Annotated in this window: 15 protein-coding genes; 3 read left to right on the top strand and 12 right to left on the bottom strand. The window is 47.7% G+C overall.

Going from position 1 to position 25,653, the window contains the following annotated elements:
* Positions 1-123: 123 nt before the first annotated feature.
* Both MHB84_RS15500 and MHB84_RS15495 read right to left on the bottom strand, forming a co-directional pair.
* Positions 124-3,525, bottom strand: a complete 3,402-nt coding sequence (locus MHB84_RS15500; protein WP_076287538.1) for a GH36-type glycosyl hydrolase domain-containing protein — start codon at positions 3,523-3,525, stop codon at positions 124-126.
* A 258-nt stretch (positions 3,526-3,783) separates the two neighbouring features.
* Positions 3,784-4,800: a LacI family DNA-binding transcriptional regulator gene (locus MHB84_RS15495; RefSeq protein ID WP_076287537.1), complete on the bottom strand. Its 1,017-nt coding sequence runs from the start codon at positions 4,798-4,800 to the stop codon at positions 3,784-3,786.
* A 457-nt stretch (positions 4,801-5,257) separates the two neighbouring features.
* Between MHB84_RS15495 and MHB84_RS15490 the strand changes: the two genes are divergently transcribed.
* The 3 genes from MHB84_RS15490 (at position 5,258) to MHB84_RS15480 (ending at position 9,801) form a co-directional block, all read left to right on the top strand.
* The gene (locus MHB84_RS15490; protein WP_076287536.1) at positions 5,258-6,907 is read left to right on the top strand and encodes an AraC family transcriptional regulator; all 1,650 of its coding nucleotides are present in this window, start codon (positions 5,258-5,260) and stop codon (positions 6,905-6,907) included.
* 96 nt (positions 6,908-7,003) lie between these two features.
* The gene (locus MHB84_RS15485; RefSeq protein WP_076287535.1) at positions 7,004-8,011 is read left to right on the top strand and encodes an ABC transporter substrate-binding protein; all 1,008 of its coding nucleotides are present in this window, start codon (positions 7,004-7,006) and stop codon (positions 8,009-8,011) included.
* Between the two features lie 77 nt (positions 8,012-8,088).
* Positions 8,089-9,801 carry an ABC transporter ATP-binding protein gene (locus MHB84_RS15480; protein ID WP_076287534.1) on the top strand — a complete coding sequence of 571 codons (1,713 nt, stop codon included), beginning with the start codon at positions 8,089-8,091 and terminating at the stop codon, positions 9,799-9,801.
* A 52-nt stretch (positions 9,802-9,853) separates the two neighbouring features.
* On the opposite strand, the gene MHB84_RS15475 is transcribed toward MHB84_RS15480, so the two are convergent.
* From MHB84_RS15475 to MHB84_RS15430, 10 genes are all read right to left on the bottom strand, one after another.
* Complete coding sequence (locus MHB84_RS15475; RefSeq protein ID WP_076287533.1) at positions 9,854-11,434, bottom strand: hypothetical protein; 1,581 nt, start codon at positions 11,432-11,434, stop codon at positions 9,854-9,856.
* A 196-nt stretch (positions 11,435-11,630) separates the two neighbouring features.
* On the bottom strand, positions 11,631-12,923 hold the full coding sequence (locus tag MHB84_RS15470) for an ABC transporter substrate-binding protein (protein WP_076287532.1): 1,293 nt from the start codon (positions 12,921-12,923) through the stop codon (positions 11,631-11,633).
* Positions 12,920-14,677 (bottom strand): sensor histidine kinase, encoded by a 1,758-nt coding sequence (locus MHB84_RS15465; protein ID WP_076287531.1) that lies wholly within the window; start codon positions 14,675-14,677, stop codon positions 12,920-12,922. Before MHB84_RS15465 ends, MHB84_RS15470 begins: the two co-directional genes overlap by 4 nt.
* Positions 14,678-14,769: 92 nt before the next feature.
* Positions 14,770-16,419 (bottom strand): extracellular solute-binding protein, encoded by a 1,650-nt coding sequence (locus MHB84_RS15460; protein WP_076287530.1) that lies wholly within the window; start codon positions 16,417-16,419, stop codon positions 14,770-14,772.
* 27 nt (positions 16,420-16,446) lie between these two features.
* On the bottom strand, positions 16,447-17,316 hold the full coding sequence (locus tag MHB84_RS15455) for a carbohydrate ABC transporter permease (protein ID WP_076287529.1): 870 nt from the start codon (positions 17,314-17,316) through the stop codon (positions 16,447-16,449).
* Positions 17,317-17,331: 15 nt separating this feature from the next.
* Positions 17,332-18,297 carry an ABC transporter permease gene (locus MHB84_RS15450; protein WP_076287528.1) on the bottom strand — a complete coding sequence of 322 codons (966 nt, stop codon included), beginning with the start codon at positions 18,295-18,297 and terminating at the stop codon, positions 17,332-17,334.
* A gap of 445 nt (positions 18,298-18,742) precedes the next feature.
* Positions 18,743-20,290, bottom strand: coding sequence for a response regulator (locus MHB84_RS15445; RefSeq protein WP_076287527.1), 1,548 nt, complete (start codon positions 20,288-20,290; stop codon positions 18,743-18,745).
* Positions 20,291-20,557: 267 nt separating this feature from the next.
* Positions 20,558-21,472, bottom strand: coding sequence for a class I SAM-dependent methyltransferase (locus MHB84_RS15440; protein WP_076287526.1), 915 nt, complete (start codon positions 21,470-21,472; stop codon positions 20,558-20,560).
* 210 nt (positions 21,473-21,682) lie between these two features.
* A complete protein-coding gene (locus tag MHB84_RS15435) occupies positions 21,683-22,906 on the bottom strand; it encodes an MFS transporter (RefSeq protein WP_076287726.1) in 1,224 nt (407 codons plus the stop codon).
* A 211-nt stretch (positions 22,907-23,117) separates the two neighbouring features.
* Positions 23,118-25,181, bottom strand: coding sequence for a molybdopterin-dependent oxidoreductase (locus tag MHB84_RS15430; protein ID WP_143764507.1), 2,064 nt, complete (start codon positions 25,179-25,181; stop codon positions 23,118-23,120).
* Positions 25,182-25,653: the final 472 nt, after the last annotated feature.

The raw sequence follows: 25,653 nt of genomic DNA, 5'->3' as shown, positions 1-25,653 counted from the left end.
ATCATCGTATCGTAACGAGTTCCCCCTGATCTGCCAATAAACCTTCTCAAATAAAAAAAGGTCACCCTGCCTGTTAAGGAGGATGACCTTCCACTCTAGTGAAACATCGAGCTTGTATTGAATTTACATATAAATTTCAACAATCGTGCGCTCCGAAGCATTACGCGCTTGTTTGAACTCATCCAGCGCGATACGAGCCCCACCTTGACGGTAACGGTTCGCCGTTTGCTCGGTGCGGATGTCCTTGCCATTTACCGTTACACGGTTAACCGAACCTTCGTTCAGATGGTAGATAAATGTTACTGGCTCTCCTGCATATTCGAATTCGAACTGCATGCCATTCAGCTCAGCCGGCAGTACCGGGTCAATAACCAAATCTCCGCCTTCCTGACGAATGCCAAGTGCGTTGGAGATCAGTTGGTTCATGTAGATTCCAGGGCCGCTGGAGTAGATTCTCCATCCACCTTTCACCTGTACTGTTCCTTTGCGTAGTTGGTCAAAGTGCTCCTGCGCCTCGTAGCGCGTGTTGAACTTGCCGTCGGAACTGCTGAAATACGCGTTCGCCTGACGAATCTCGGCATTAGGTACAACTTCGCCGATGCCAACCGGGTTGATCATGGCAAGACCATTCCACACCTGATCCGTCTTACCGAGCTTCGCCATCGCTTCAACGTAACGGATATGAGCGTGTACATACTGCAAACCGATTTCGCGACCGAAGTTGGACGCTTGCTCTGCCCGTTTGAAGTGAGTGCTCACACCACCTGCATATTGAGCTGGACGATTCATCAGACGTACCCCATCCGGGCACAGGAACTGTTCACGAATCAGCGCATAATGCGATTCTGCCTGTTCTGCATTCAGCAATTCACCGATCATGCTGCGCGTCATCGGCAGAAGGCGATACTGAATGCCTGTCTCCGTATCTGTTGGGTGAAGCATCAGCTTCGCCTGATCCGCTTCTTCCATGTATACGAAACCTGGGATCACATCTGTACCCAACATGTAACGATTAAAGTCTTCACGGATGCCTTGAGCCAGAACATCCAGTTCTTGTGCAAATCCAGCATCTTTATGCTGCAGCGCCAGTGCGAGCACATTTACGGACTGATAAGTCAAAGCAACGGTCCAGCTGCTCACCATATATTGTTTGAGCTGTGCATTGGCTGGCTGGAGCGTATCATCCCAGTCCCCATCACCGTAAGAAGACAGGAATGTGTCGTGCAGGAAGTGTGAGCGGATATATTCGATCTCTTTTTTCGCGTGATCCAATACAGTCGCTGTTTCTTCCGTGAACCCGAAGCTATGCTTAACGGTATACGGTACTTTCTCATCCAGAATCGCATAGTCACGAGTCGCTGTCAGGTAGTCCGCCAGCACTTTCAGCGGCCATACGATGATATCACCGTGGCTCTCTTCCTGCTGAATTGCAAAGTATTTATCAAACATGAACCATTGCGGCCAGTTGCCATCATCTTCATATTGGTGGGTATATACCATTTTGATGATATCGCGAACCTGCTCATATTTTTGCGTTGCCATGAAGTATTCAACCGGACCTTGGCATACATCCCGAGTACCCCATGCTGCGCCGCCGTACTGCTCCAATCCGTGAGGTACGGAGTAGTGAACCAGCATGTTGTGTGTGTACCACCAAGCCAGTGCGTTCACTTTGAACAGATCCTCTGCACTTTGGCCTTCCCCACGAGACAAACGGAAACCGTTCATTACGCCTGCGAAGAATTCGCGGTACGCCTGAACTTCCTCTTCAAAAGTAAGGCTGGATCCTGCTGCTACAGAACCGTCTGCTTCGTTAGCTTGACCTTCCAATACGCCTTGTACCTTCAGCGTCCATTCTGCAGTCTCTTCCAGACTAAGTGTAACCAGCGATGCAGATCCACTGCGGATGCCACTCGCCAGCAACGTTTCGTCCCCAACATTTACGGCTGCTCCATCCACCGACATGCGGTATTGCAGGTCAGGATACGTTCCAGCACTAATCGCTTGCGGATCAGCCTTGAAGATCAGCGTGTTGCCATCTTGCGTCATATGCAGCGGATACTCGTATTCATTTACATTCATCGTAATTTGGTTGGTTACCAGGTAACGATATGCTTTGCCACTTGTCGAGCGTACGTTCATGCTCACTTCAGTGGTGTGTGCTCCAGTGTAGTTGGTCACGATAATGGTATCCGATTCGGTTTTGTAGATCCAACGTACATAGTTGAAGCCAATCTCGAACAGCGAAGGCATCGTCAGCAGACGATATTGTCCATCCATTTCCACATAAATGCGTTGTCCAGCCGTCTTCGGCACGTTCAATGCGTTGCGGGCATTACTGATCATTTTATTAAAATTGGTGTTACCAATAACGAGTTGTGAGTTGAAAATACCGTACATATACGATGTCGTCGTAATAACCTGCGCACCAAGCTGTACATTGCCACCACTCATCAGGATATGGCCGTGCGGACGCTCTACGAGCAATTCTTTCGCTTTCAGGACGATGTGTTCATAACTGCCCGTGAAGAAGGATAACAGCGAATCACCGCTACGCTCTTCCTGATGGCGATCAGGGAACAGATCATTAATCTCATCTTGTGTCAAATCAAGCGCAGCAAGTGGTTCACCCAAGAAGGATGACAGTTTCACCTGTTCCAACGTCTCGCCTTGCTCCACAGTCAATGCTTGTACTTCGTTCCATGCTGCAGTCACTTCATCCCCGAATTCCAGTGCGGAGATTCCGGCAGGATGATCTGCTTTGGCCAGTCCGTAGAAGACCACTTTGGCTTCACCGTCCAAGCTTACGCGCTCCGATTGCAATGCTGTGTAAGCAAATTCATACTGGTACGTCTCATTTGCCAATGTATTATGGCTCAGGCTTTCAGGCTGGTTTGTTTCCTTGTAGGACAGACCGTAGAATTGGAATCCATCTGTCGAGTAACCAACTGCCTTAGTCAGAGAACCTTGTTGCATGTAAGGGAAAGCACCGCCCTGAGGCTGGTTTTGACGCGAACATACCACATATCCCTTCGCTTCATCTTCGAACACCGTATGGTCAATATATTGTGACAGATAGGCTTCATTGCTACGTACTGCACCCGGATCAGCAAGACCTACATCTTGTCCATATACCACGTCAACGTTATGTTGTTGCCCTGTGAGCTTCACATCCCAGAACCAGACGCCTTGCGTTGTGGCTGTAAACACAACCTGATAGCCAATGCCTCGTTCTTTGCCTTCAAGCTGTACTGTACCTTCCCAGATCAGTTGATTGCTTGAATTCGCTTTGCTTGTAATCACTTTGCTGTTCGAACGCACACCCAGCAGTGGGAACGAGCTGATTTTCTCTCCCTCGTGTACACGCAGATACAGGTTATTCAAAGATCCATCGATCTGGTTGCTAAGCAATTGATTCAACATGGTCGTACCAGATTTAGCTTGGTACAGGTCCCCACTGTTCAAAAAGGTAAAGGATAAATCCCCGGCAGTCAGCCGGATTGGTTCATTAATCATCGTTGTCATACTATTCACTCCTTCAATTAGTATAAAATCGAAACGTTTCGATAAATCTGAAAAAGAATAGGGGTCCTCTGCGAAATGACCTTTGTCTGGCCAATTCGGACGGTGATCCCCATCATTCAACTCTTAATTCAAAGAGGGCCAATCCCTTTTACAACCACGCGAGTTAGAAAAGAACAACTTCACAAATCTATACAGACCGGATATGGTATGACTTCTGTAAGCAGTATCCAAACCATATCCCATCAGACGAGTTACTTCCTAGGCCGGCTGAATTCCTGACTCAACCTGTACCGATCGTACAGACTCGCGTTCAACCAGATCAATGGTTAACGTATACGATGTATTCACAGCTTCACCGTTCAGCATCTGGAAGAGCAAATGCCCTGCCAATGAACCTGCTTCATGCTTGGGCTGCCGCACCGTCGTAAGCGGAGGATGAACATATTCGGACAGTTGAATATCATCAAATCCGATGACCGAAATGTCATTCGGTACCGAAATGCCGCTCTCTTCAAATGCTTTTAATCCACCAATCGCCATTTCATCATTCCCGTAAAATACAGCAGATGGAAGCTCGCCCTGCATAACCATCATCTTGGTTGCACTATATCCACCCTCACGTACAAAGTTACCGCTTAGACGCCATTTGGACTTCTCTTCAAGGCCCGCCTCCTGCATTGCTCGCAAATATCCTTGATAACGCAGAGCATTATCATAAGAATTGGATGGCCCGCTGATATAGGCGATGGTCTTATGCCCCTTCTGAATGAGGTGACGTGTAGCGAGGTAACCACCTTGCTCCCCGTCCACCAGCACGTTGACCAGATGGCTACTCGACAGCTGCCGATCCATCACAATGATAGGGAAACGTTCACCTGCAGATTCCACCAGGATATCATCATGGATGTTATGGGCCAGGATGATAGCGCCATCCACTCTTTTTTCCCGCAAGAAACGAACCGCTGTGGAGTCGCGTCCTCCCATAGAGCTGCAAGCAATCAGATCATATCCGTTAGCCAGCGCTACGTCCTGTACGCTGCGAATCAATTCGGAGTAATACGGACCCGACAGATCAGTAAGAATCAACGCAATCGTGTTCGTCCGGCTCCGTTTCAGGTCCATGGCAAAGCCGTTTTTGCGATAATTCAGTTCCCGTGCTGCCGCCAGCACTTTTGCCTTGGTCTTGGCACTTACCTTGCTGTCCCCATTCAGTGCATAGGAAGCGGTCGAGAGCGCCACGCCTGCCAGCTTTGCCACATCCTTAATCGTTGCCATTCCACGTTCGCTCCTTCTAACTTTCTTGTTACCTATCATTTTATACTGTAAATGGTTGCAACAACCATACATTCCTATGCATTATCCATTAGAAATGGCATCAATTCTCATTTATCGAAACGTTTCGAAGTGTTTTCAAAAAAAATTTCTCTTCACGTCTTTTAAGCATCACTGCTGAATCATATACCCTTTTATTGTACATATAGCTTAATCGATTGACAACATTCCAATATTAGACAAGAGGAAGAATTCATTATAAATCACAATGAACACGCCTGTAAACCATAGATTGAAACGTTTCGACATTTTCATTATAGTCGGTGTTGATAGCGATTTCAACCTCTTTATCCATTTTTCACAGAAATATGTGAAGTGAATGATTCGAAGGGTCCTCATTACACCTTTGTGGTATTATACTGCTTATTAGTCCAATCCTCTATAAGGAGTCCATTATGTTATGAGCAATCTGGATCTAAGCTTTCATAAATCATCCGTGAACAATCCCGGCCGCTTGCAGCAAATCACAACCGTGCCTCCCGCAATGTTCAAACTGTGTCATCTGGTGCAGCTCCATGATCGGGAAGCCTTCTCCCGTATCGATGAACTGTGGAGCAGCAAGCACGTTCTTTATGTCATCACCTCTGGTCAAGCAAGACTGATCAGTTCGAATGGTCAACTGATGGTAAATACCGGATCAGCTGTCGTTCGCCAAGCTGGAACTCTGCTTCAGCATGAAAGCAAGCGTGGCTCCCTTTCCCCGGTTCAGGGTATTGCAATAGCCTTTGATTTTGCAGATAACGAACAAAGGCTCTGGCCATTCGGACATCCTGTTCCCGTTACAAGCCGCCTTATTGCCGAGCTGATCTCCGAATTGGTTCAGTCCAGCTCCAAACGCGATGAGTCGGGACCATTCAAACCTCATATGCTGTTTTATCAGCTGCTGGATACGTTGCGAGATCACGCTGTGCGTTTGGCTCATGAAGATCATTCCTGGCTGGACATTGTCCTCGCGCGTATCCATGAAAGAGTTACTCATTCTTTTACACGTGAGCAATTAGCGAGAGAGGTTAATGTGAGTCCAGAGCATTTTTCACGAGAATTCAAGAAATACACCGGATTTACATTCGTGGAGTATGTTACCCGGTTAAGAATTCGAATTGCCCAGGAGCACCTGCTGTTTGCCAATCCCACATTGCAAGAGCTTGCGCAGTTGACGGGATACAGGGATACCTTTTATTTAAGTCGAAAATTTAAACAAACGGTAGGTTGTGCACCGACTCTCTATCGGAAAACGCCAAAAAAAATTGCAAGTCTTACATACAACTATACCGCTTCCTTGCTCGCACTGGGCCACATCCCGCATCTGGGTGCCGTTGCAGAATGGATGAAAAGTAGACTTATTGAAAATGGACAAGACCAATTTGATCAGTGCTATGAGCATGATCTTATTAATCATCCGGATCTAATCGCAGACGCTCATCCCGATGTCATCCTTGGTTATGCACCTCATTCCGGCATGGATGAATTACGGCAGATTGCACCAACGATTTTGATGCCTTTTGAAGAACTTGACTGGCAGGAGCAACTCATTCATTTGGGACGCATCACAGGCCTGGAAGCCAAAGCTCGTGCGCTGTTAGACCAATATGATACGCTTCAGCAAGAGGCCAATCGTACACTTGATCAAATGATGGGTGTGCGTGGATCAGCAGTATGCATATTCATGATTGGTGAGAGTGGAGCGTACATCTATGGTCACGGATGGGGTAGAGCTTCTCATATTTTGTATCACTCGCTTGGCTTCGCCCCTCCTGCAAGAATGGAAAAGGATGGTCAGCTGCTCACAGGTTACATCCATGTTCCGCTAAATGAAATTCATTTGTACGCTGCAGATCATATTTTTATTGACTATGCCAGGGAGCCATCGGAGCAAGATGCTGTGGACAAGCTGTTCGCTCAGGAGTCCTGGAACAACTTGAGTGCGGTCCGAGAAGGGCGACTGTACGAGATTGAAGCGAATATGTTTTATGGATTCGATCCCATCTCGATTATGGAGCAATTACAGCACATCATACACAAACTGACATCACATCTGTCCATGCATTAGTCATCATAGATGTCCATGTACAAATGTTACGTCATCCTCTATGTTAGTAATGAGAATAATAATCATTATTGATTAAATAACAGGGGGAACAATTATATGTTTGCTGCAAAAAAACGCTTTTCTGGCTTGCTGCTCATGCTCGCCATCATCATGATCCTGGCTGCCTGTAACAGTGGTACGGGTTCCGGCACAACGGAACCAACAGCGGCGGGTTCAGAATCGACAACAGCTTCGACCGAAACAAATAACGACTCTTCCGGTGCTACGCGGATCTACAAGTCATTAAGTGGAGATGTGGAAATTCCGGCTGAACCGAAACGGATTGTTACGGATATGTACGTAAGTGATCTGCTCGCACTCGGTATAAAGCCTGTTGGCGCTGTTCAATATTATCTGGAAAACCCGTTCTATGCAGATCAGGTGGAGGGCATTGAAAGTATCGGTGATCGGGCAGCAGTCTCGATGGAGAATGTCATTGCCATGAACCCGGATCTGATCATTACCTACTCCGACCAGGCCAGCGAAATTGAGAGTTATCAAAAGATCGCACCTACCGTAGTGATTCCTTATGGTACATTCACCAATGTACATGACGAAATTCGGGGATTCGGAGAGCTGATGAACAAATCCGAAGAAGCCGAAGCTTGGCTGAAAACGTACGACGAACGGATTGAAGCCGCTCGTGCTAAGGTGAAAACCGTCATCAAACCGGAGGAAACCTTCTCCATCCTTGAAGTATCCGACAAGAGTTATTATGGATATGGAGACAATTTTGGTCGAGGAGGACAAGCGGTCTACAGTGCTTTGCAACTTGCCCCACTCGAGATCACCAAAAAAGAACTGATGGGTGATACCCAGTGGAAAGAGATTTCGCGTGAAGTTGTTGGTGATTATGCAGGGGATCATATCTTCTTGACCGTTGGGGAGAACAATAAAAATTATCAAGGCGACTCCATCTGGCAATCCCTGCCGGCAGTGAAAAACAATCAGGTGTACGAATTGCTGGAAGACCGTTACTGGTACTTCGACCCGATTGCGATTCAGGGTCAGGCTGAAGAATTCGCTGATATGATCGTAGAACGTGCACAGCAAAATCGCAAATAACATATGAAAGATGCAAGTGTCTGGTCAGGCTATGGAACCTGTCCGGGCATTTGCGTTATATGGAGGAGGACTTACATATGCTTCGCCGTTTCATGGCCTATTATCGTCCTTATCGGGGACTCTTTATATTGGACTTCTCCTGTGCCATTCTGGCTGCACTGCTGGAGCTTGCGTTTCCCTTGGCTGTAAACAAAGTTGTCGATCAGCTGCTTCCCGCAGGCAACTGGTCCATGATTTTATCAGCCTGTGCCGGATTGCTGGGCATCTATCTGCTCAGTTCCTTTTTCCATTATGCAGTCACCTACTGGGGGCATAAGCTGGGTATTAACATCGAATCCGATATGCGGCGGGAACTGTTCCAGCGTGTGCAGAAGCAATCCTTCCGCTTTTTCGATAACAACAAGACTGGGCACCTCGTCTCTCGCATGACCAACGATCTGATGGATATTGGTGAGATTGCCCATCATGGACCCGAGGATCTGTTCATTGCCCTGATGACGCTGGCCGGAGCCTTCGGCATAATGCTTGGTATCAACTGGCAACTGGCTGTCATGACCTTCATCATCGTACCGCTAATGATCTTCCTGTCTCTCTATTTCAGCCGCAAAATGTCCAAAGCGTTCAAGCGTATGTTTGCGGATATTGCAGACTATAACGCACGCGTAGAGAACAATGTGAGCGGAATTCGTGTAGTACAGGCTTTTGCCAATGAAAAGCATGAAGTGAAACGTTTTGTCGAAAATAATGAACGCTTCCGTCTTACCAAACTGATCACCTACCGGATTATGGCATGGAATTCCTCGCTCAGCTTCATTCTGATGAAATTTGTCTCGCTGTTTGTACTGGTGTGCGGTACGTGGTTTGTCATTCAGGGCAGCATGACCTACGGAGAATTTATCGCCTTTGTCATGTTATCCAATGTGTTTCTTGGACCGATTCAACAGATTAACTCCGTCATCGAAACCTATCCCAAAGGCATTGCCGGATTCAAAAGATATCTGGAGCTGCTGGAAGCCGAGCCCGATGTGGATGATACACCACAAGCCAAATCCATCCCACATGTGAAAGGCGACATCGCCTTCCATGACGTTTCATTTGCTTATGGGGAACACAAACCTACGCTGTCTCAGGTCAATCTGGATGTTCAGGCAGGCCAGACGGTGGCTCTGGTTGGACCCTCGGGCGGGGGTAAAACGACGTTATGCAGTCTGATCCCACGTTTCTACGATGTGGATGCGGGGCATATCTCTATCGATGGCATTCCGGTGAAGGACATGACGCTAGAATCACTGCGCTCCCATATCGGGATAGTGCAGCAGGATATTTTCCTGTTTGACGGAACGATTCGTGAAAATATTGCATACGGCAAGCTGAATGCTTCCGATGAAGAAATCTGGCAAGCCATTCGCCGAGCCCAACTGGAAGAGCTGGTACAATCCCAGCCAGACGGACTGGACACCATGATTGGTGAACGTGGCGTAAAATTGTCCGGCGGACAAAAGCAACGGTTGTCCATCGCAAGAATGATCCTGAAAAACCCGCCCATTCTCATTCTGGATGAAGCCACCTCCGCACTCGATACAGAGACAGAAGCTGCTATTCAACTGGCCTTGTCCGAGCTGGCGCAGGGACGTACGACATTGGTCATTGCCCATCGACTGGCGACCATCAGACACGCCGATCGCATCGTAGTCGTGGAGAACGGCAGCGTCGCTGAGCAAGGAAGTCACGAAGAACTGCTAGCACGCAAAGGCTCGTACAGCCGACTGCATCAAGCCCAGTTTGGGTAAATACAACGACAAAACAACCTTCCCTCAGAACTAGAGGTGAAGGTTGTTTTATTCATTTCAGGTATCCTTTTGATTTCCAGAATCGCTTCGCAAATGATTCAGCAGCGTACGGCAGCTCCCCATTCAGTAAATCCTCATTTGCTTGAATGAGCACTTGGCGTCCACGTTCGAGCAATTGAACGGCATGTAGTAATTGAGAGCCGCCTATATAATGAAGTTCAAGCAACACCGGTTCTTCTTCCTCACCCTCGTCCTTCTGAGCCGAGTATTCGATCAACACACTTTCCGTGCCGTCCTCATGTTGGTGCAGGGTATAATAGTATTTCTCCACCTGCGTCTCCCCTTGAGTATCCTTATACTCTCTTCCAATACGTAGCATAGCTGGCTGGGGAACACCATCACTCAGCTGACCTGCTTGTCGAAATGCATAATACAAGTCTCCAATCCACAGCCCATGCCGGTCGTCATCATAATAATCGTCATATGGCTCCACGATCGGCAAAGCTAATAAATCACGGATCAGTTGATGCGAAATTAAGGAACGGGCATACTGATAATTCGATACAGACTGCAACAAGGTGCTCCATCCTTGCTCGCTTAACTGCTGAATATCAGCAGGTGAGTTCTCCGAAAATACGTTCCATTCCGAATTCTCATTGTGCAGATAACGATATGCACCTGAGATCATCCAGACAGATTTACCCGGTTGTAGGATATGTTTATCAGGAGAGTTGGAACCTTGATCTGATGGCTCCATCTTAAGCAACAATGCACAGTTATGGTCATCCTGAAAATAAAGACTGCGGAAATACCCCTCCGTGTGCTCATCTCCATAGACCGATACTCGGCAAAATTGCTCGTTCAACCAAAATTCATAGCTGTTGAGTAACTCATCCTCCTCTCTTACAGGCAACAAAGATGAATGAGTAAGACGCTCTATGTTCTCAGCGGTAATACGATGATCTTCGAACCAATCCGGCACATCTGGCTCTGATTCATCAGCGTGAATGTACTTTCGGTTGATTACAGGTCGTCCTTGCTGCAGCCTCTTTAACATTTCTTCTCGCCAAGGAAACGGCTCTGTATCTTCATCAATCACACATTCAGGAACCAATAACGCCAACATGTCAAAGCCCCGCCATGGTCCGAGATCCTCCCATTCTTCAAGCTGACGCTTCACATTACGCTGTCCTTGAACCTGAATCATATATTGCTCGGTACTTACCAGCAATCCACCTTCTACATTCCCTCTCACTGTCAATTCTCCATGGTTATAATCCCCCCAGAACATATCCTCCACATAGAGATTACCTGTAATATATATTTCCTGCCCACCCACGATCATATAGGGCGTTATGAGATTCCCAAGTACAACCAGATTTGAACTGGCCGCGTCGGAACTTGTATTTCCAATATAACGATCCACTGTCAGATTTCCTTCAACCAAGATCAAAAAAGGTCCTTCATCCAACAACAGTTCACTGATATGAAGGTCACCAGAATGTAACCATACTTCCTCGGCTTCAAATTCACCGTTGTGCGCTTCATTCTGAGTGTACATCCAACTTTCCTGAGGCAACTTCGTTTTGATATCAGCAAAAGACACCTTGTGACCTATCTGATGTATGGACATGTCCTGACACTCCTCATCCAATAATATATGGATAGAATCTATCTGATCTACAGATAGACGACTACCCATTTTTATTATACTAGAGGAAATATACACCATTCCATAACAAAAACCCTCACCCGAGTAGAATGAAGGTTGAGCTTGTGAACGACAACAGCCCCAAGCCCATTATATACATATATGATCTAGTCCATTCTTATAACTGCCCACCCAGAATGGCATTCGCCCGCTCACGGAATTCCTTAGCCGCCTGCTCAGGCGTAATTTTGCCAAACAACAGGAGATCATACAACTCACGTAGCACCGCAGTGGCCTCAGGTGCACCTACAGGATCAGGCGGGTCCATCTGGCTGCTGTTATCTGCAACCCAATCAATATAGTCAAACACCTGCGCCAGTTCCGACTCAACCACCAGCTTCATACGCTCTTTGACACTGGATGAGACGGGCACACCCCGCTCCCCTTTGAGCAGCAGATTGGCATCCAAATCATTCACGAAAAAGCTGATGAACTTGGCAGCCTCCTCCTTATGTCTGGAATTGCCCGCCATGGAGAAAAACATGCCTGGCTTCAAGAACAATCCATCCTGGCTGTTTGGCCCAGGCATCGGGGAGATGGTTAAGGGTTTGCCATAACGCTGAGCGGTGCTGATAAATTGGTTGGAATACCCCCAGCTAAACAAAGCCTCTCCCAGATAAAACGGGTCGTTATCAGGCTGGCCAATATCTGAGGTCCAAATATCCGGTGCAAAAATAAGCTTCTTCTCTGCGAGCTGCTGCATCCTACCAAAGTATTCAATAAACAGCCCATCATCCTCATACCCCAACCTCTTGCCATCCTCCGCGTACAGCTTGGAACCATACTGTCTCAAGTAATACGCAAAAAACTGTTCGGGCGTAAAATAGGTTCCCAGATAGATGCCTTTCCCGAGCAATTGCTCGCCCATCCGGTCAAAATCCGCCCATGTCCACGTATCCGTTGGCAATTCAATATCATTGGCCTTTAACACTTCCGGATCATAGATGCTGAGCATGGCGTTAACCCCCAAACTGAGACCATAGGTTTTTCCATTCAGGCTACCACTCTCCAGCTGTTCCTTCTCAATATCTGTCGTGTCAATCAGCCCGCTCTGCATGTACGGGGTCATATCCTCCAACAGTTGCAGCGAACTGTATTGGGACAGATAGGAGATGTCCATTTGGATAATGTCGGGCAACGCATTGCCTGCTGCATGTGGGGCAAGTTTTCTCCAATACTCGTTGAAACTGCTATATTCGTACTCAATGTTCACATGTGGATTCAACTTCTCATACATGTCGATAACGGCTATCGTTGCATTGTTGCGGAACTCCCCACCCCACCAAGCGATGCGCAGTGTAATCGGCTCTTCGTCCACAATCATACCTGGTCTTTGATTCAGCTGGTTCACGCAGCCAGGAAGAGTCAGCATAAGGCAGATCATGCCTATGGTTCGCAATAATCTTCTCACAGCCTCTCCTCCTTACCTGGTGATGGGGGTGGCAGCAATACCGTTACTCTCGTTCCAAGCCCTGGCTTGCTCTCCAGCAGTACATCATATTCTTCGCCAAAAGCCAGACGCACCCGCTCCCTGATATTCAGCAGGCCAATGCCTGTTCCTCTGGTTTTCACTTCTCCGCGAAGCACTTGCTCCACATATTCGGGCTCCATACCGGGACCGTGATCCTCCACGATAAGGGCCAGCTTGCCACCTGATATCTCGGCAGACACTCGAATGAGACATGATCCAACCTGTGGTTCCAATCCGTATTGAATGGCATTTTCCAGCAGGGGCTGTAGGGTCAATTTGGGAATGGCACACCCCAGATAGTCAGCGGGCACATCCAAGCGAAAATCCAGTCGCTGCCGGAAACGGTAGGTTTGAATGGTGATGTAATGATTGACGATCTCCAGCTCTTCGGCAATGGTAATGATATTTTGCTTGAAGCTGATGGAGGAACGTAGCAAATATCCGAGTGATAGCACCATACTGGAGATTTGCTCCTGCCTGTTCTTTTTGGCGAGCCAATGGATTGAATCCAGCGCATTATACAGAAAGTGAGGATTGATCTGCGCCTGAAGCGCCTTGAACTCGGTTTCCTTAATAACCAGCTGGCTTGCATAATTTTCTTTGATCAATGTATTAATATGTGTAATCATCAGTCGATACGTACGTTGTAGTAACCCCAGTTCATCCATGTGCTGGTGTGTGGGAATGGTCAGATTGGCATCTATGTTCTCCAGATCCCCATACTGCACTTCCTTCATCTGACTGATGAGCTGCCTGATCGGCCTCGTCAGACTGCGTGCGAACACCATACCTAGCGCGAGAACAACCAGAATGGCGATAAGATAAACGACGATCAAACTATTTTTCAACCATATAATACGTTCAAAAATTTCATCATAAGAGGCCATATTGTAATAAACCCAGCCGGTATAAGAGGATTTCTTCTGGGAAAGGAATATCTCCCTCCCATCCAGATTTTTGATCTCATATCCCCCACTGCCTGGAAGTGGATTCAGTCCGGCGGACACCGCTTCCGGAAGCTGGCGATAAGGATAGACCACATCACTGCCTGCTTTTAAAATAATGTCACTGTCCTGGCTATCAATGCCCGCATACTCCTCAACGAGTCGCTCGATATTAATACGCAGAAACAGTATGCCTACCGGTTCCAGAGTCATCGGTTCGTAGGCTCGCACTTGACGCACCATAACCAGCATCGGATCATCATCATCCGGGTATAGCCACCTTACTGCACCATTCGCCTGCTCCGCAGCCTCAATCATCCGATCATATTTTTCCGGGGATACGGTTAGTGTTTCGCCGTACTTATTCACTCTTCCCCTCGAATCAATCAGATGAACGGACTGCACATATCGTGCAGCCCCACTAATATGCTCCCATAGCCGGTCTGTGATCTTCTTCCGTTCAATAAAGCTTGAATATGCGCTATCATCATCCAGCAAGGACTTCAAGGCCCTTTGAATTTGAGTATCGGAGATCATGTTTAATGATAACGCTTCCAACTTCTGAAGTTCAACATCCACTGTAGACGAGGAAAGGTTCAGCAGTCGGGACGACTTATCAAACAGCTGTTTGTCATACACCGAGTACGTATAATACAAGGAACCAAACGCCAGGATGATAATAAACGCCATCATGAACATAATCATCAGAAACATTTTCATTTTGATGCTCAGTTTGCGGTAGGCTGTCATGACCAAAGCGCTCCTTTGAACCACGTGATACTACTAGGTATATCACATGCAGGAAGGTTTTCCCAAAGTTTTAGCGCTCGATTTCTCACGTATTATTTGGACTGATATCGATCATAGGCCGCCTGATGAACCTCAATCGCCCGGTCAATGCCCATGCTCTTGATCGTTTCGGCCATGGTGTCAAATTCGGTGATTGGCTTCTGTCCGCTAATGATCGCAGTCATTGTCTCATTCAAGTACGTATTCACCTGGCTCATAATGGATGTACTTGTGCTTACCTCATCTGTTGACAAACGAATTGGCGGGAGTGTTAATGCCGAGCTTGCTTTCATCCATTCCGCATTCGCCGCACGCTGTCCATCGTCAAATAATAATGCATCCAGATAACGGCTATCCTGATTGATCGGACCGTCCATAATGGATAAGGCATAGGAAGCCAGTGCCTGGTCATACGTCAAACCGTTCGGATTATCAATGATGGTATCTGTGAATTTGACACCTTCCCCTTCACGAACATAACTGTCATTTTCGATACCAAAGTTGAACAGATCACTACCCTCTTCGCTATAGTTGTAGTCCATCCACTGAACAATATATTTTAATTTGTCTTCGTCTGCAGAAGCCGTAATGGCCTCACCATAAGTCAACACTTTGGCATCCAGATTAAATGTCGCATAGGACGTTCCATCCTGAGATACAGGCCATGGTACGCCGGTTACATTAAAGTTCGGGTCCGTATCTCTCATCAGATTGAAGTATTTCCCCATGCCACTGAATACGCCACCCTGATATGCACCTGCGAGATTGCTGGTGACCTTGTAGTCGAATGCTTTGCCGTCATTCGTCATGATCTCGGGATCAATCAGCCCTTCCTTGTACCACTTGGCCATGGTCTCCAAGAAATCACGGTAGCCCGGCTGAATCGGTCCGAATTCCACCTTGTCCCCATTCATCTGGAAGCCACCAATTACGCCAAAAGCCGCTGCAAAATCATGGAGCTTGGTCAGGTTACCCGGACCCCAGTTTCCGGTGAAAGGAAGCTCATCAGCCTTGCCGTTGCCGTTCGGGTCCTGTTCCTTGAATGCCTTAAGCACCGTATACCACTCATCAATGTTGGTCGGTACTTTGAGATTTAATTTATCTAGCCAATCCTGGCGCATAATTAAACCGGAAGTGGCATTCAGCTTCAGTGCATCCAGCTTCAGCAGCGGGAACATATAGATCGTTCCATCATCGAGTGCAATCTGCTTCTTCACATCCGGATCGGATTCAATAATCCGCTTCAAGTTCGGTGCATAACTGTCGATCAATTCATTCAACCGGATGATCCGGCCGTCCTTGATCATTTTTTCCGGTCCGCCAACGGCATCCGCCCAGTTATAATAAATGACATCCGGCAGCTCCTTCGTGGAGATCAGCAGATTGAACTGGTCCCGCTGTTGTCCAAGCGGAGGATGCGTGAACTTCACTTTGATACCTGTAAGCTTCTCCTTTTCCTTATAAGCCGCCATATCGCCAAAATTGTTCAAGGAAGCTGTCAGTTTGGCATCATTGGCGCGCCAGTAATCAATGGTAAATGGCTCACTTGTAATCGGTAGCGGTATCTCAGTCAATGCCTGAACCGCAGGTTCTGTCCCCTCCGCTGGTTCTGCATTTCCTGGCTCCTTATCACCCGTACAGCCTGCCAGTAAAGACATGGTTAGTAACGATGACAACAGGATGGACCCCATTCTTTTATTCACGCAATTCGCCTCCATAGGATACATTTTTTATTGTTTCACAGCACCGATTAAAGCTCCCTGAACAAAATAACGTTGGATGAACGGATATACCAGCATAATCGGCAAGGTAGAGATAATGATGGTTGCATATTTGATGTTCTCCCCAATGGCAAAGCCGGTATCGGCGCCAGCGCCCATGGCCTCCGTACTGCTGCTGATCAGAATATCACGCATAATAATCTGGATCGGATATAGCTCCTGACTGCGCAGGTAGAGCATCGGTCCGACATAATCATTCCAATGGTCAACCGCATAATACAGCATCATGACCGCCAGGATCGGTTTCGACAAAGGCAGTACAATCCGGAAAAGAATCAGAAAGTCATTGGCACCATCAAGCTTCGCCGATTCGATCAGACTGATCGGAATGCCTTCAAAGTTTGTTTTCATAATGAGGAAATAGAATGTACTGATGGCACCCGGAATAATAAGCGCTAAACGGGTATCCACCATCCCCAGATTCTGAATTAACAGAAAAGTCGGGATCATTCCCCCGCCGAAAAACATCGTAAACGTAATTAATTTCATCAGCGTTTTTCTGCCCATCAGATCACTGCGTGATAAGCCATAGGCTGCCAGCGAAGTCATGAGCAGATTGATGGCCGTGCCGACCACAACATAGAACAAGGTGTTCATATATCCGGTATAGATGCGAGTATCCTGAAATACCGACTTGTACGCTCCCAGCTGGAAGCCTTCAGGAATGAGCATCAGTGACCGGGAACGCAGCATCTGATCCGGATCACTAATTGAAGAATTGAACACGTACAGCATCGGGTAAAAACATAAAATCATGATCACCACGAGCAGCAGTGTATTGAATACATCAAAAACTCGTTCCCCTATAGACTGTTTCATCGCTTCACCTTCCAATTACCAGAGACTGGTTGAGTTAAGCTTTCTGCTGATCGCGTTCGCGATAATGAGCAGCGCGAAATTAATGACGCCGTTAAATAGTCCGATGGCGGTTGAATACGTATAGTTCCCCTCCAAAATACCCGATCGATAGACAAAGGTGGATATGACATCCGATGTCTCATAGGTCGGTGCCGTTTGCATCAGCAATATTTTCTGAAAATCAGCGTTCATCACTGCCCCCATGCGCAAAATCAACATGATCACAATCGTTGGCATGATACCCGGCAGTGTAATATGAAGCAGCTGTCTCCAGCGGCCTGCACCATCAATTTTGGAAGCCTCATACAGCTGTGGATCAATCCCGCTGAGCGCCGCCAAAAAGATAATCGATGCCCAGCCCGCCCCCTGCCAGATGTTGGACAGGATGTACATCGGACGGAACATATCCTTCTCCGCCAGAAACATGATGGGTTGCAGGTCGAAAAAGTCACGAATGACGTTAAATAGTCCGCCATCCAATGCGGAGAACGTTTTCAACATTCCGACCACGACGACAACCGAGATGAAATGTGGCATGTAACTAATCGTCTGCACCGTGCTTCTGAACCACTTTTTCCGTACTTCGTTCAGTAACAGGGCCAAGATGATTGGAGCCGGGAAACCAAACACAATGCTGTAAAAACTCAAAATCAGCGTGTTCTTGATCAGTCTCCAGAAATAATAACTTTCAAAAAACATGGTGAAATTGTCAAAACCCACCCATTCGCCTGCCAGGATTCCTTTGACCGGGCTGTAGGATTCCTGAAATGCCATCAGCAGCCCGTACATCGGCCCATAGCTGAAAATCAGATAGTAGGCTACAACCGGAACGAGCATCAGATACACGTATCTGTTGCGGACAAGCTCCTTTTTCACTGAACTCCATTTGCCAGCTGGCTTCAAACGCCCAGGTTCGATCCCCCGGCTTCGATTCAGCTCCATCCACTCAACCTCCACTCTCGATGTTCATTCATTAACATGACACCTCTAATGATAGAAGCGAGCGCCTTTTCTTCCCATGCTCATTTCCGTTAAATGGATGTTCAAAACCGAGTTCCGTCCGACAAAAAAAGACCCTGCTGCCGATGAAAGGCAAACAGGGCTCACTCGTAGATCGGATATAGAGGTTGCTATCTATATAAATCGAGCTAAAGAATATTTACACTTGCCACTCCGATGACAGAACAACCCTCTGATCGCTGTTATTCCCAGATTTTTATGATTGCCTTTTGCAAAAGGGAAAATCCGGGGATAGCATATGCTTACGATGTAGCTTTCTTTTAGAAAGCTTTAAGGCGAACGCTCCGCTTCTTCGTGTTATTTCTGTCTTCTCCGTTTTCGTGTAAATATTTAGTTCAATTGCTGTAGAAGCGACAGCAACGCTGGCCTAGGGTACTTTTTTATACTCGGAAGGCGAGAAGCCCGTGTATTTCTTAAACATTTTGCTGAAATACGGCCAGTTGGCACCAAACCCCGTCTGTTCGGCAAGCCAGGATACGGTACAGTTTCCGTCCTGCTCCAGCAGCTCCAATGCTCTTTGGATGCGGTAACTTAACACATAATTGGTGAATTTCTCACCTGTTTCTTTTTTGAACATTTTACCAATGTAGTCCGGGTTCATATATATCTCTCCGGCGATGGATTGGAGCGTCAGTGTTTCGTCCCTGTAACGCTTCTCCACAATCTGCTTCACACTGCCCACCATCTGTGATTGTCTGGAGCGGTGTTGTTCGTAGCGGCGAAGCGTGATTTCCTTGGCAACGGCAAGCAGAAACTGTTGAAAAGAGTGCAACGTGCTGGATTGAATCATACCTGGCAACTGGTCCATATACCTTTTCATCTCGGTAGAGCCGCTGAGCCGAATCGTTTCCATAAATATTTGAATAAGATAGGACTTCGTTTGAGATATATCGTATCGCAAGTCGGCGAGCAGCTGAAACACTCTGTTCAGCTCTGTTCCGGCTTCCTGCCAGTGTCCAGCCTTGATCGCCGTAGCCATCCGCTCTGGATCATATTCGAATCCAGGAAGAGTTCGCTCGCCTGGCGAGTAGACATCCCGCTCCATAATAAGACTGCCCTCACCAAGATAAAAGCGGTAATTGAGATAAACGAGCGTCTGCATGTACAATTGCCGTGCTTGCGTAAGATCTCCTGGTTCGCTCAGCGCAATCGTAAGATCATCATGATAATATCGGGTAAATGTGGCACGAATCTCATCAATATTATGGAACAACTGCGTTTCAGTCAGCTTGTCCTCCATCATCAGTAACACATGACCTCCAACCGTGGCACTTAAGATCGGATTATGAAAAATATCCTCGGCAATGTTCTTGACCGCGAACAAGTGCAAATACTCATGATCTCCCTCAATCTCTACCAACAGCAACCGCACACGCTGATCCTGAAATTGTACATCGAACAGCTCTCCGAAATACTTCCATTCCTTGACCCCGTACGTTCTGTTAGTGACCAGCTCCTTCAGAAAATATTCCTTGGCATGTGGTAGTACACGCTCCAGATTATATTGAATCGATTGTACAAACCGCTCCTGATCTGTCCACTCCCGCTTCTCACTGACCAATTCACTAATAGCCTGTACGAGATGCTCTTCACTGCAAGGCTTGAGCAAATAGTGCTTCACGCCATACTGCATCGCTGTCTTCGCATATTCGAATTCTGTGAACCCTGTGAGCAGGATAAACGAGACATCTGGATACTTCTCCGCCACAGCTTCAACCAGCTGTAACCCATCCATTCCCGGCATGCGAATGTCCGAGATAATGATATCCGGGCGTTGCCGCTCGATCGAAGCAAGCGCTTCCAATCCATCTTGAGCAATGCCGATCAGTTCTGTTCCTAATCGGGACCAGTTCACGACGCTGGAGATCCCGTCCGAGATCATAAATTCATCATCAACCAACAAAACCTTGTACATCGTATGCATCCTCCTGCCTTTAACCAGTTCCATTCTATTATATGGGCATTATGCACAAATAGAGGGAAGAACGTTGAATGACATGGAATTGAAACATAACAAGTCGGATATCTGAACAGTTGTATCATATGCGAAAATATTGACTACCGAATCATGGTCTATGTTGATCCTTCGTTCTAACTAAACAACCCTCACCCTGACTCAGGATGAAGGTTGTTTGGTTTGCAAATGTGGGCTATATAAGTGACCATACATGCCCGGATCGATTTATTTTTTTACCGCGTGAATGAAATGTATCGTTTCAAATGACCTTAGATGATCGATTCGATCCTGGAAATACTGTTCCTGAATCGCCTCCGGAGTCAGATGCTCATAGATAAGCAGTCCTGCTTCATCCAGCAAGGCCTCCATCTTCCCATAGGCGTACCCCGATTTCATCGGCTCACCGCCAGCCGCAGCCATCTGGATCATATGGTCCACGCGATTAGATATGCCCTTCGTATCAAAAAGATGTTCGTCAGCGTAGTCAAAAACAATTGAACTCCCAGAAGGCAGTTTCGTAAACAACACTTGCAACAATCGGGACAAGTCTTCCTTGGTCAAGTAAAAAGAGACGCCAAGTAGACTTACAAAGGATTTCTCGCTGCTTAACTCTTCAGTCACGAGCCTTGAAAGGGAGCCCTTATCGGTCAAATCCATAGCCACAAAGTGCAGATTGGATGGAATAGGTAGTTTCACGGACGACAGCCGACTGCGTTTGAATTGCTGTGTGACCGGGATATCCACTTCAATGATGTTCAGCCTATCCTTTAATTCCGGATACCGAAACGCAAACGTATCCAGACCGGCTCCAAGTATTACATATTGCGTGCCTCCCAATGCCACTTCATGAAGCAGCACCCGTTCGCAATATGCGGCACGTGCCAAGGGAGTTGGAGCAAGCTGAGTTTGTACAAACCACCTCAGTATTTCATCCGGGTCGTCCTTGATCAGATGAGCCATGTCCGGGTTGAAAAAATGGATGCCTTGAATCATATTCTCGCGAATACCCGCGAACTCTTGAGGAGTGATAAGCTCTTTGGCTAAATAATCATCGAAAATAAGAGGTGTGTCGTATTGGCAGTGGTAGGCTCGGCCAAAAGCCGAAATCAAGGATGTGATGCTGGATTCATTTTGCTTCATATTTCATCCTCCCGTACAAACAAAAATAAGATTCCCCCTGGCCAGGAGAACCTTAGTATATACGGAATATTTTTATATGTAAATTATAGCATAAAAAGATTTTTTTGTCAATCTAAATCTACAGGATGATCCGACAGATTCAAGTGGCTTTCTTTGTCCCTCCACTCCAATCTGCCCTCTTCCTCCTTCATACCACTCAACCCGAAAAGGCTAAGCGTCCAATCCGTACTCCTTCACTTCACGGTTGCGGTTCAGCACCGCATGCAGTACAAAACCAAGCACCGCAATAACCGCCGTGCCAGTCGCCAGCCACGCTACAGGGATCAGTCCCTGTTTGTCGTACATGACCCCCATTGCATACGGCCCGATAACCCGTCCAACCGCACCGATCCCACCGGAGATCCCGATGTAGAAAGGTGCCGCTCTTCCGGCATGCTCTGAGATGAATGCCGGCGTAGCAGGTGAGATCAACATTTCCCCAAAGGTAGCCAGTACCATTGCAAGCACCATACCCGGATAGCTATACATGGTGATCATGACGATGTAAGCCATGCCATAAAACACCGCACTTGCAGTCATCTGAGCGGTCGATGTACGGGCCATCGTACGCTTAACCCAGCTGGTAAAGGGTTGTCCCACAAAGATCAGCACCCCATTTAGGGTCCAGAGCAGACCGTACATTCTTTTCTCCATACCCTCGGAAATAATATACGGAGACACACCCGTATTCCAGATGGAATTACCGAACAGCAGGAACAGCACGCCCAGGCTCATGAACAGATATAATCTGGTGTTTCCTAGCAGCGCCCAGACGCCTGGCCCATCGGGAACCGTTTTGCGCTTGGTCAGATGTACTTCGCCCTGATCGGGCTCCGCCCGCGACAGATAATACCAGAAGAAAATCGCAAACCCGGCAGAGGTCACCCCGTTCAGTACAAAGCTGAGATGATAGGAAAAGTCAGCCAAGAAACCACTGAGCGCCGTACCAATCGCCACACCGATATTGTTGGCGACATAGATCACATTGAACAATTCCCCGCGTCGCTCCGCAAACCGGAAGCCAATAAAGGCTTGAATCGCTGGTAACGACAATGAACTGAATAGACCGATCCAGCCCATGGCACATATAAATACAACCCAATACGCGCTAATCCACGGCAGAGCAAATAGCCCTACCGCATTTAACGCCAGCGATCCGATGATCAGCTTCTTGACGCCCACCCTGTGGTACAATGCACCGCCGAGCAATTGCCCGAAGATGCCGCCCAGCGACTGAATCAGAATAACAAACCCCGCGTTCGCCATCGTGCGTCCAAGCTCGTCAAATACATACATCGTGGTCAGCGGCCACATCAAGGCACTACCTGTCGCATTGACCAAACTTGCCAGCAAAAATATTTTCACTTCTTTTGGATACGTATCCAGCCATCTCATCATCTTGTTTATTCTCCTTAGTACCTTCAAAAAGCATATTGCCATAAAAAATAGACCCTTGCCCTGACGGCATAATTAGCCAGAGCGAAGGCCACTTGAATTTAGAAATTTAGAATGTAGTACTTTGAATTCCGAATTTTGCTCTTTATCATTCTGCTTACGATCTATCCTTTGTTCATCTTACCTGAAAAGATCCGATCTGCAAGCACATTCATTGACGCTTCACTTCGACAGTGGCCGAGAAGAATGTGGCCCCGTTCCCCATGTCAGACAGACGATTGGACGTGAGCGAATTCGCCCGCTGTTTTTTGCCATTGCCATCCCACCATAAGCCTTGACTGATCACCGTTCCTGGCAGCATGGATTCACTCACCTTGGCGGTTAGCTCGATCCGGCCACGGTCGTTCCATACGACCACCGCATCGCCGTCTTCCACCTGTCTGCGGGCGGCGTCCTCCGGGTGCATTTGCAATAATGGCATCTTCTCCAAACGTTGATGTTTGGCCGAATTGGCAAAGGTGGAATTCAGGAAATTATGGTTTGGCGGCGACAGAAACATCAGCGGATAGACATCCGCAGGTCCAGCCGGGTTTTCCCCGTCATACCCCTCAACGAGAGCACTATACGTAGGTAAAGGAGGCAATCCCTTCTGTGCCATCGTTTCCGAATACAGCTCAATTTTCCCCGAAGGCGTGGGCAACTGATCCAAATAGGACTCATGTGCAGACATATCCAGCTTGACGAAATGATGCTGCTTCAGCCCCTCCAAGGTTACACCGTTCATGTAGGGATTACCCGTACCCTGAAGTGCTTCCTCGATCATCTGTTCCGGTGTCTCCCCGAAAATCTCCGGGTCATACCCCATCGCCTGTCCAAGCAAAGAGAACAATTCAACATTGCTCTTGCTCTCACCCAAAGGCGCAATGACTGGCTCTTGCAAATGAACATACTGATGCCAGTAGGACGTATACAGATCTGTCGTTTCAAATGAAGACGTCGCAGGCAGCACAATATCCGCGTATTTCGCCGTATCCGTCATGAATAGGTCATGGACTACCGTAAACAGATCTTCCCGTGCAAAACCTCGCTCCACCCGCTCGGTATCTGGTGCCACCACCAGTGGATTGCTGCAGTAGACCATCAACGCCCGGATCTGCTGCTCCGCTTCCAGCAGTGCTTCGCCAATCCGGTTCATGTTCACCACGCGCGGCTCCGGGTTCTGCCGCAGCTCAGGACGCTCGAGCGCATCGCTATTCGTGCTCGCGTAGCTGTTGGTACGAATAGCGCCCCCGCCGCGCTTCAGCCACTGCCCTGTAATGGCAGGCAGACAGGCTACGCTGCGGACGTTCATGCCACCGTTGTCGTGATGCTGGAGGCCATTGCCGATATGAATGTGGGCTGCCTGTGCGTTGCCATACAGCTCAGCCAGCTTCACGATGTCCGCCTCCGGCACGCCTGTAATACGTGCAACGCGCTCCGGGGTGTAGCTGCGGACATGATCACGCAGTGCCTCATGGCCCACGGTATATTTTTGCATAAAAGCCTCATCCGTCAGTTCCTGCTCGAACAATACATGCATTAATCCGAGTGCCAATGCACTGTCTGTACCGGGGTAGAGTGGAATGAACCAGTCTCCCCATTGGGCGGTCCGATTGCGATGGACATCAATAACGACGATTTGGGCGCCCTTTTTGCGGGCTTTCTCGGCCAGAACAACCTGATGCATATTGGTGCTGACGATGTTGCCTCCCCACACCAGAATGACATCCGCATGCTCTGTATCCTCGGGCAAGGTTCCCCGGTTCGCACCCATCGTATATTTCCAGCCGGTATTTCCCGCTGCATTACAGATGGTCTGTTCCAGCTTGCTCGCACCTAGCGCATTGAAAAATCGACGATCCATGCCATCCACACCAAGAATGCCCATGTTTCCATAGAAGCTGTAGGGCAGGATGCTCTCCGGTCCGTAGGTATCTGCCAGCGAACTAAATCTCGCCGTAATCTCTTCGATGGCTTCGTCCCAACTGATTCGCTCGAACTGGCCTTCGCCCTTGGCTCCGATGCGTCGCATCGGATATTGCAACCGCTCGGGGTGATACACCCGCTCCGTCATATTTCGGACTTTGTTACAGATGGCGCCTTTTGTAATCGGATGGTCCGGATTGCCCACGACCTTCACGATCTTACCGTTCTCCTTATGAAGCAGTAGGCCGCAAGTATCCGGACAATCGAGCGGGCAAACTGCCGGGAATACGCCATTCTCCTGATCGATCATATACAAGTTCCTCCCCCTTCAAAGTTATCCTCATATCATATCTTCTTCATGGTAATCGCGTAAAGAGAACAGTCTTTTTTACTGCCACAACCGCTCCAAATTTTTTTCAAAAAAAAATCTTTTTCCCCTTGATTCAATCTCGAAATTCAAGGGTAAATTAAAAATAAGGCATTAGGCTAGTGTTTCCCCACTTCCTCCTCATGCCATATCATGGACCACTCCCGAAATTCGCCATGAACAGGTTTCGTTCCCCCGAACCTTGTCATGGCGAATTTATTTTGCGTGCATACTTTTACATAAAAAAAAGCGACTCCTCTCCCGCCCATCACAGCAGACAGCCATGACTTGAACGAGATTAGATTCGCCAATTTCTGTTGCTATTTTGTTTAACTTCCCTGTTCCTGTTTAACTTCGCACTCGTCTTTGCTGGCTTATCGTGGTTACAACGCTACTCGATTACTCGAAAAAATGT

The sequence above is a fragment of the Paenibacillus sp. FSL F4-0087 genome, from assembly GCF_038020215.1.
Lineage (GTDB): Bacteria > Bacillota > Bacilli > Paenibacillales > Paenibacillaceae > Paenibacillus > Paenibacillus taichungensis.
Note: the sequence above shows the minus strand (reverse complement) of the source record. Positions and strands in the feature narration are given on the sequence as shown.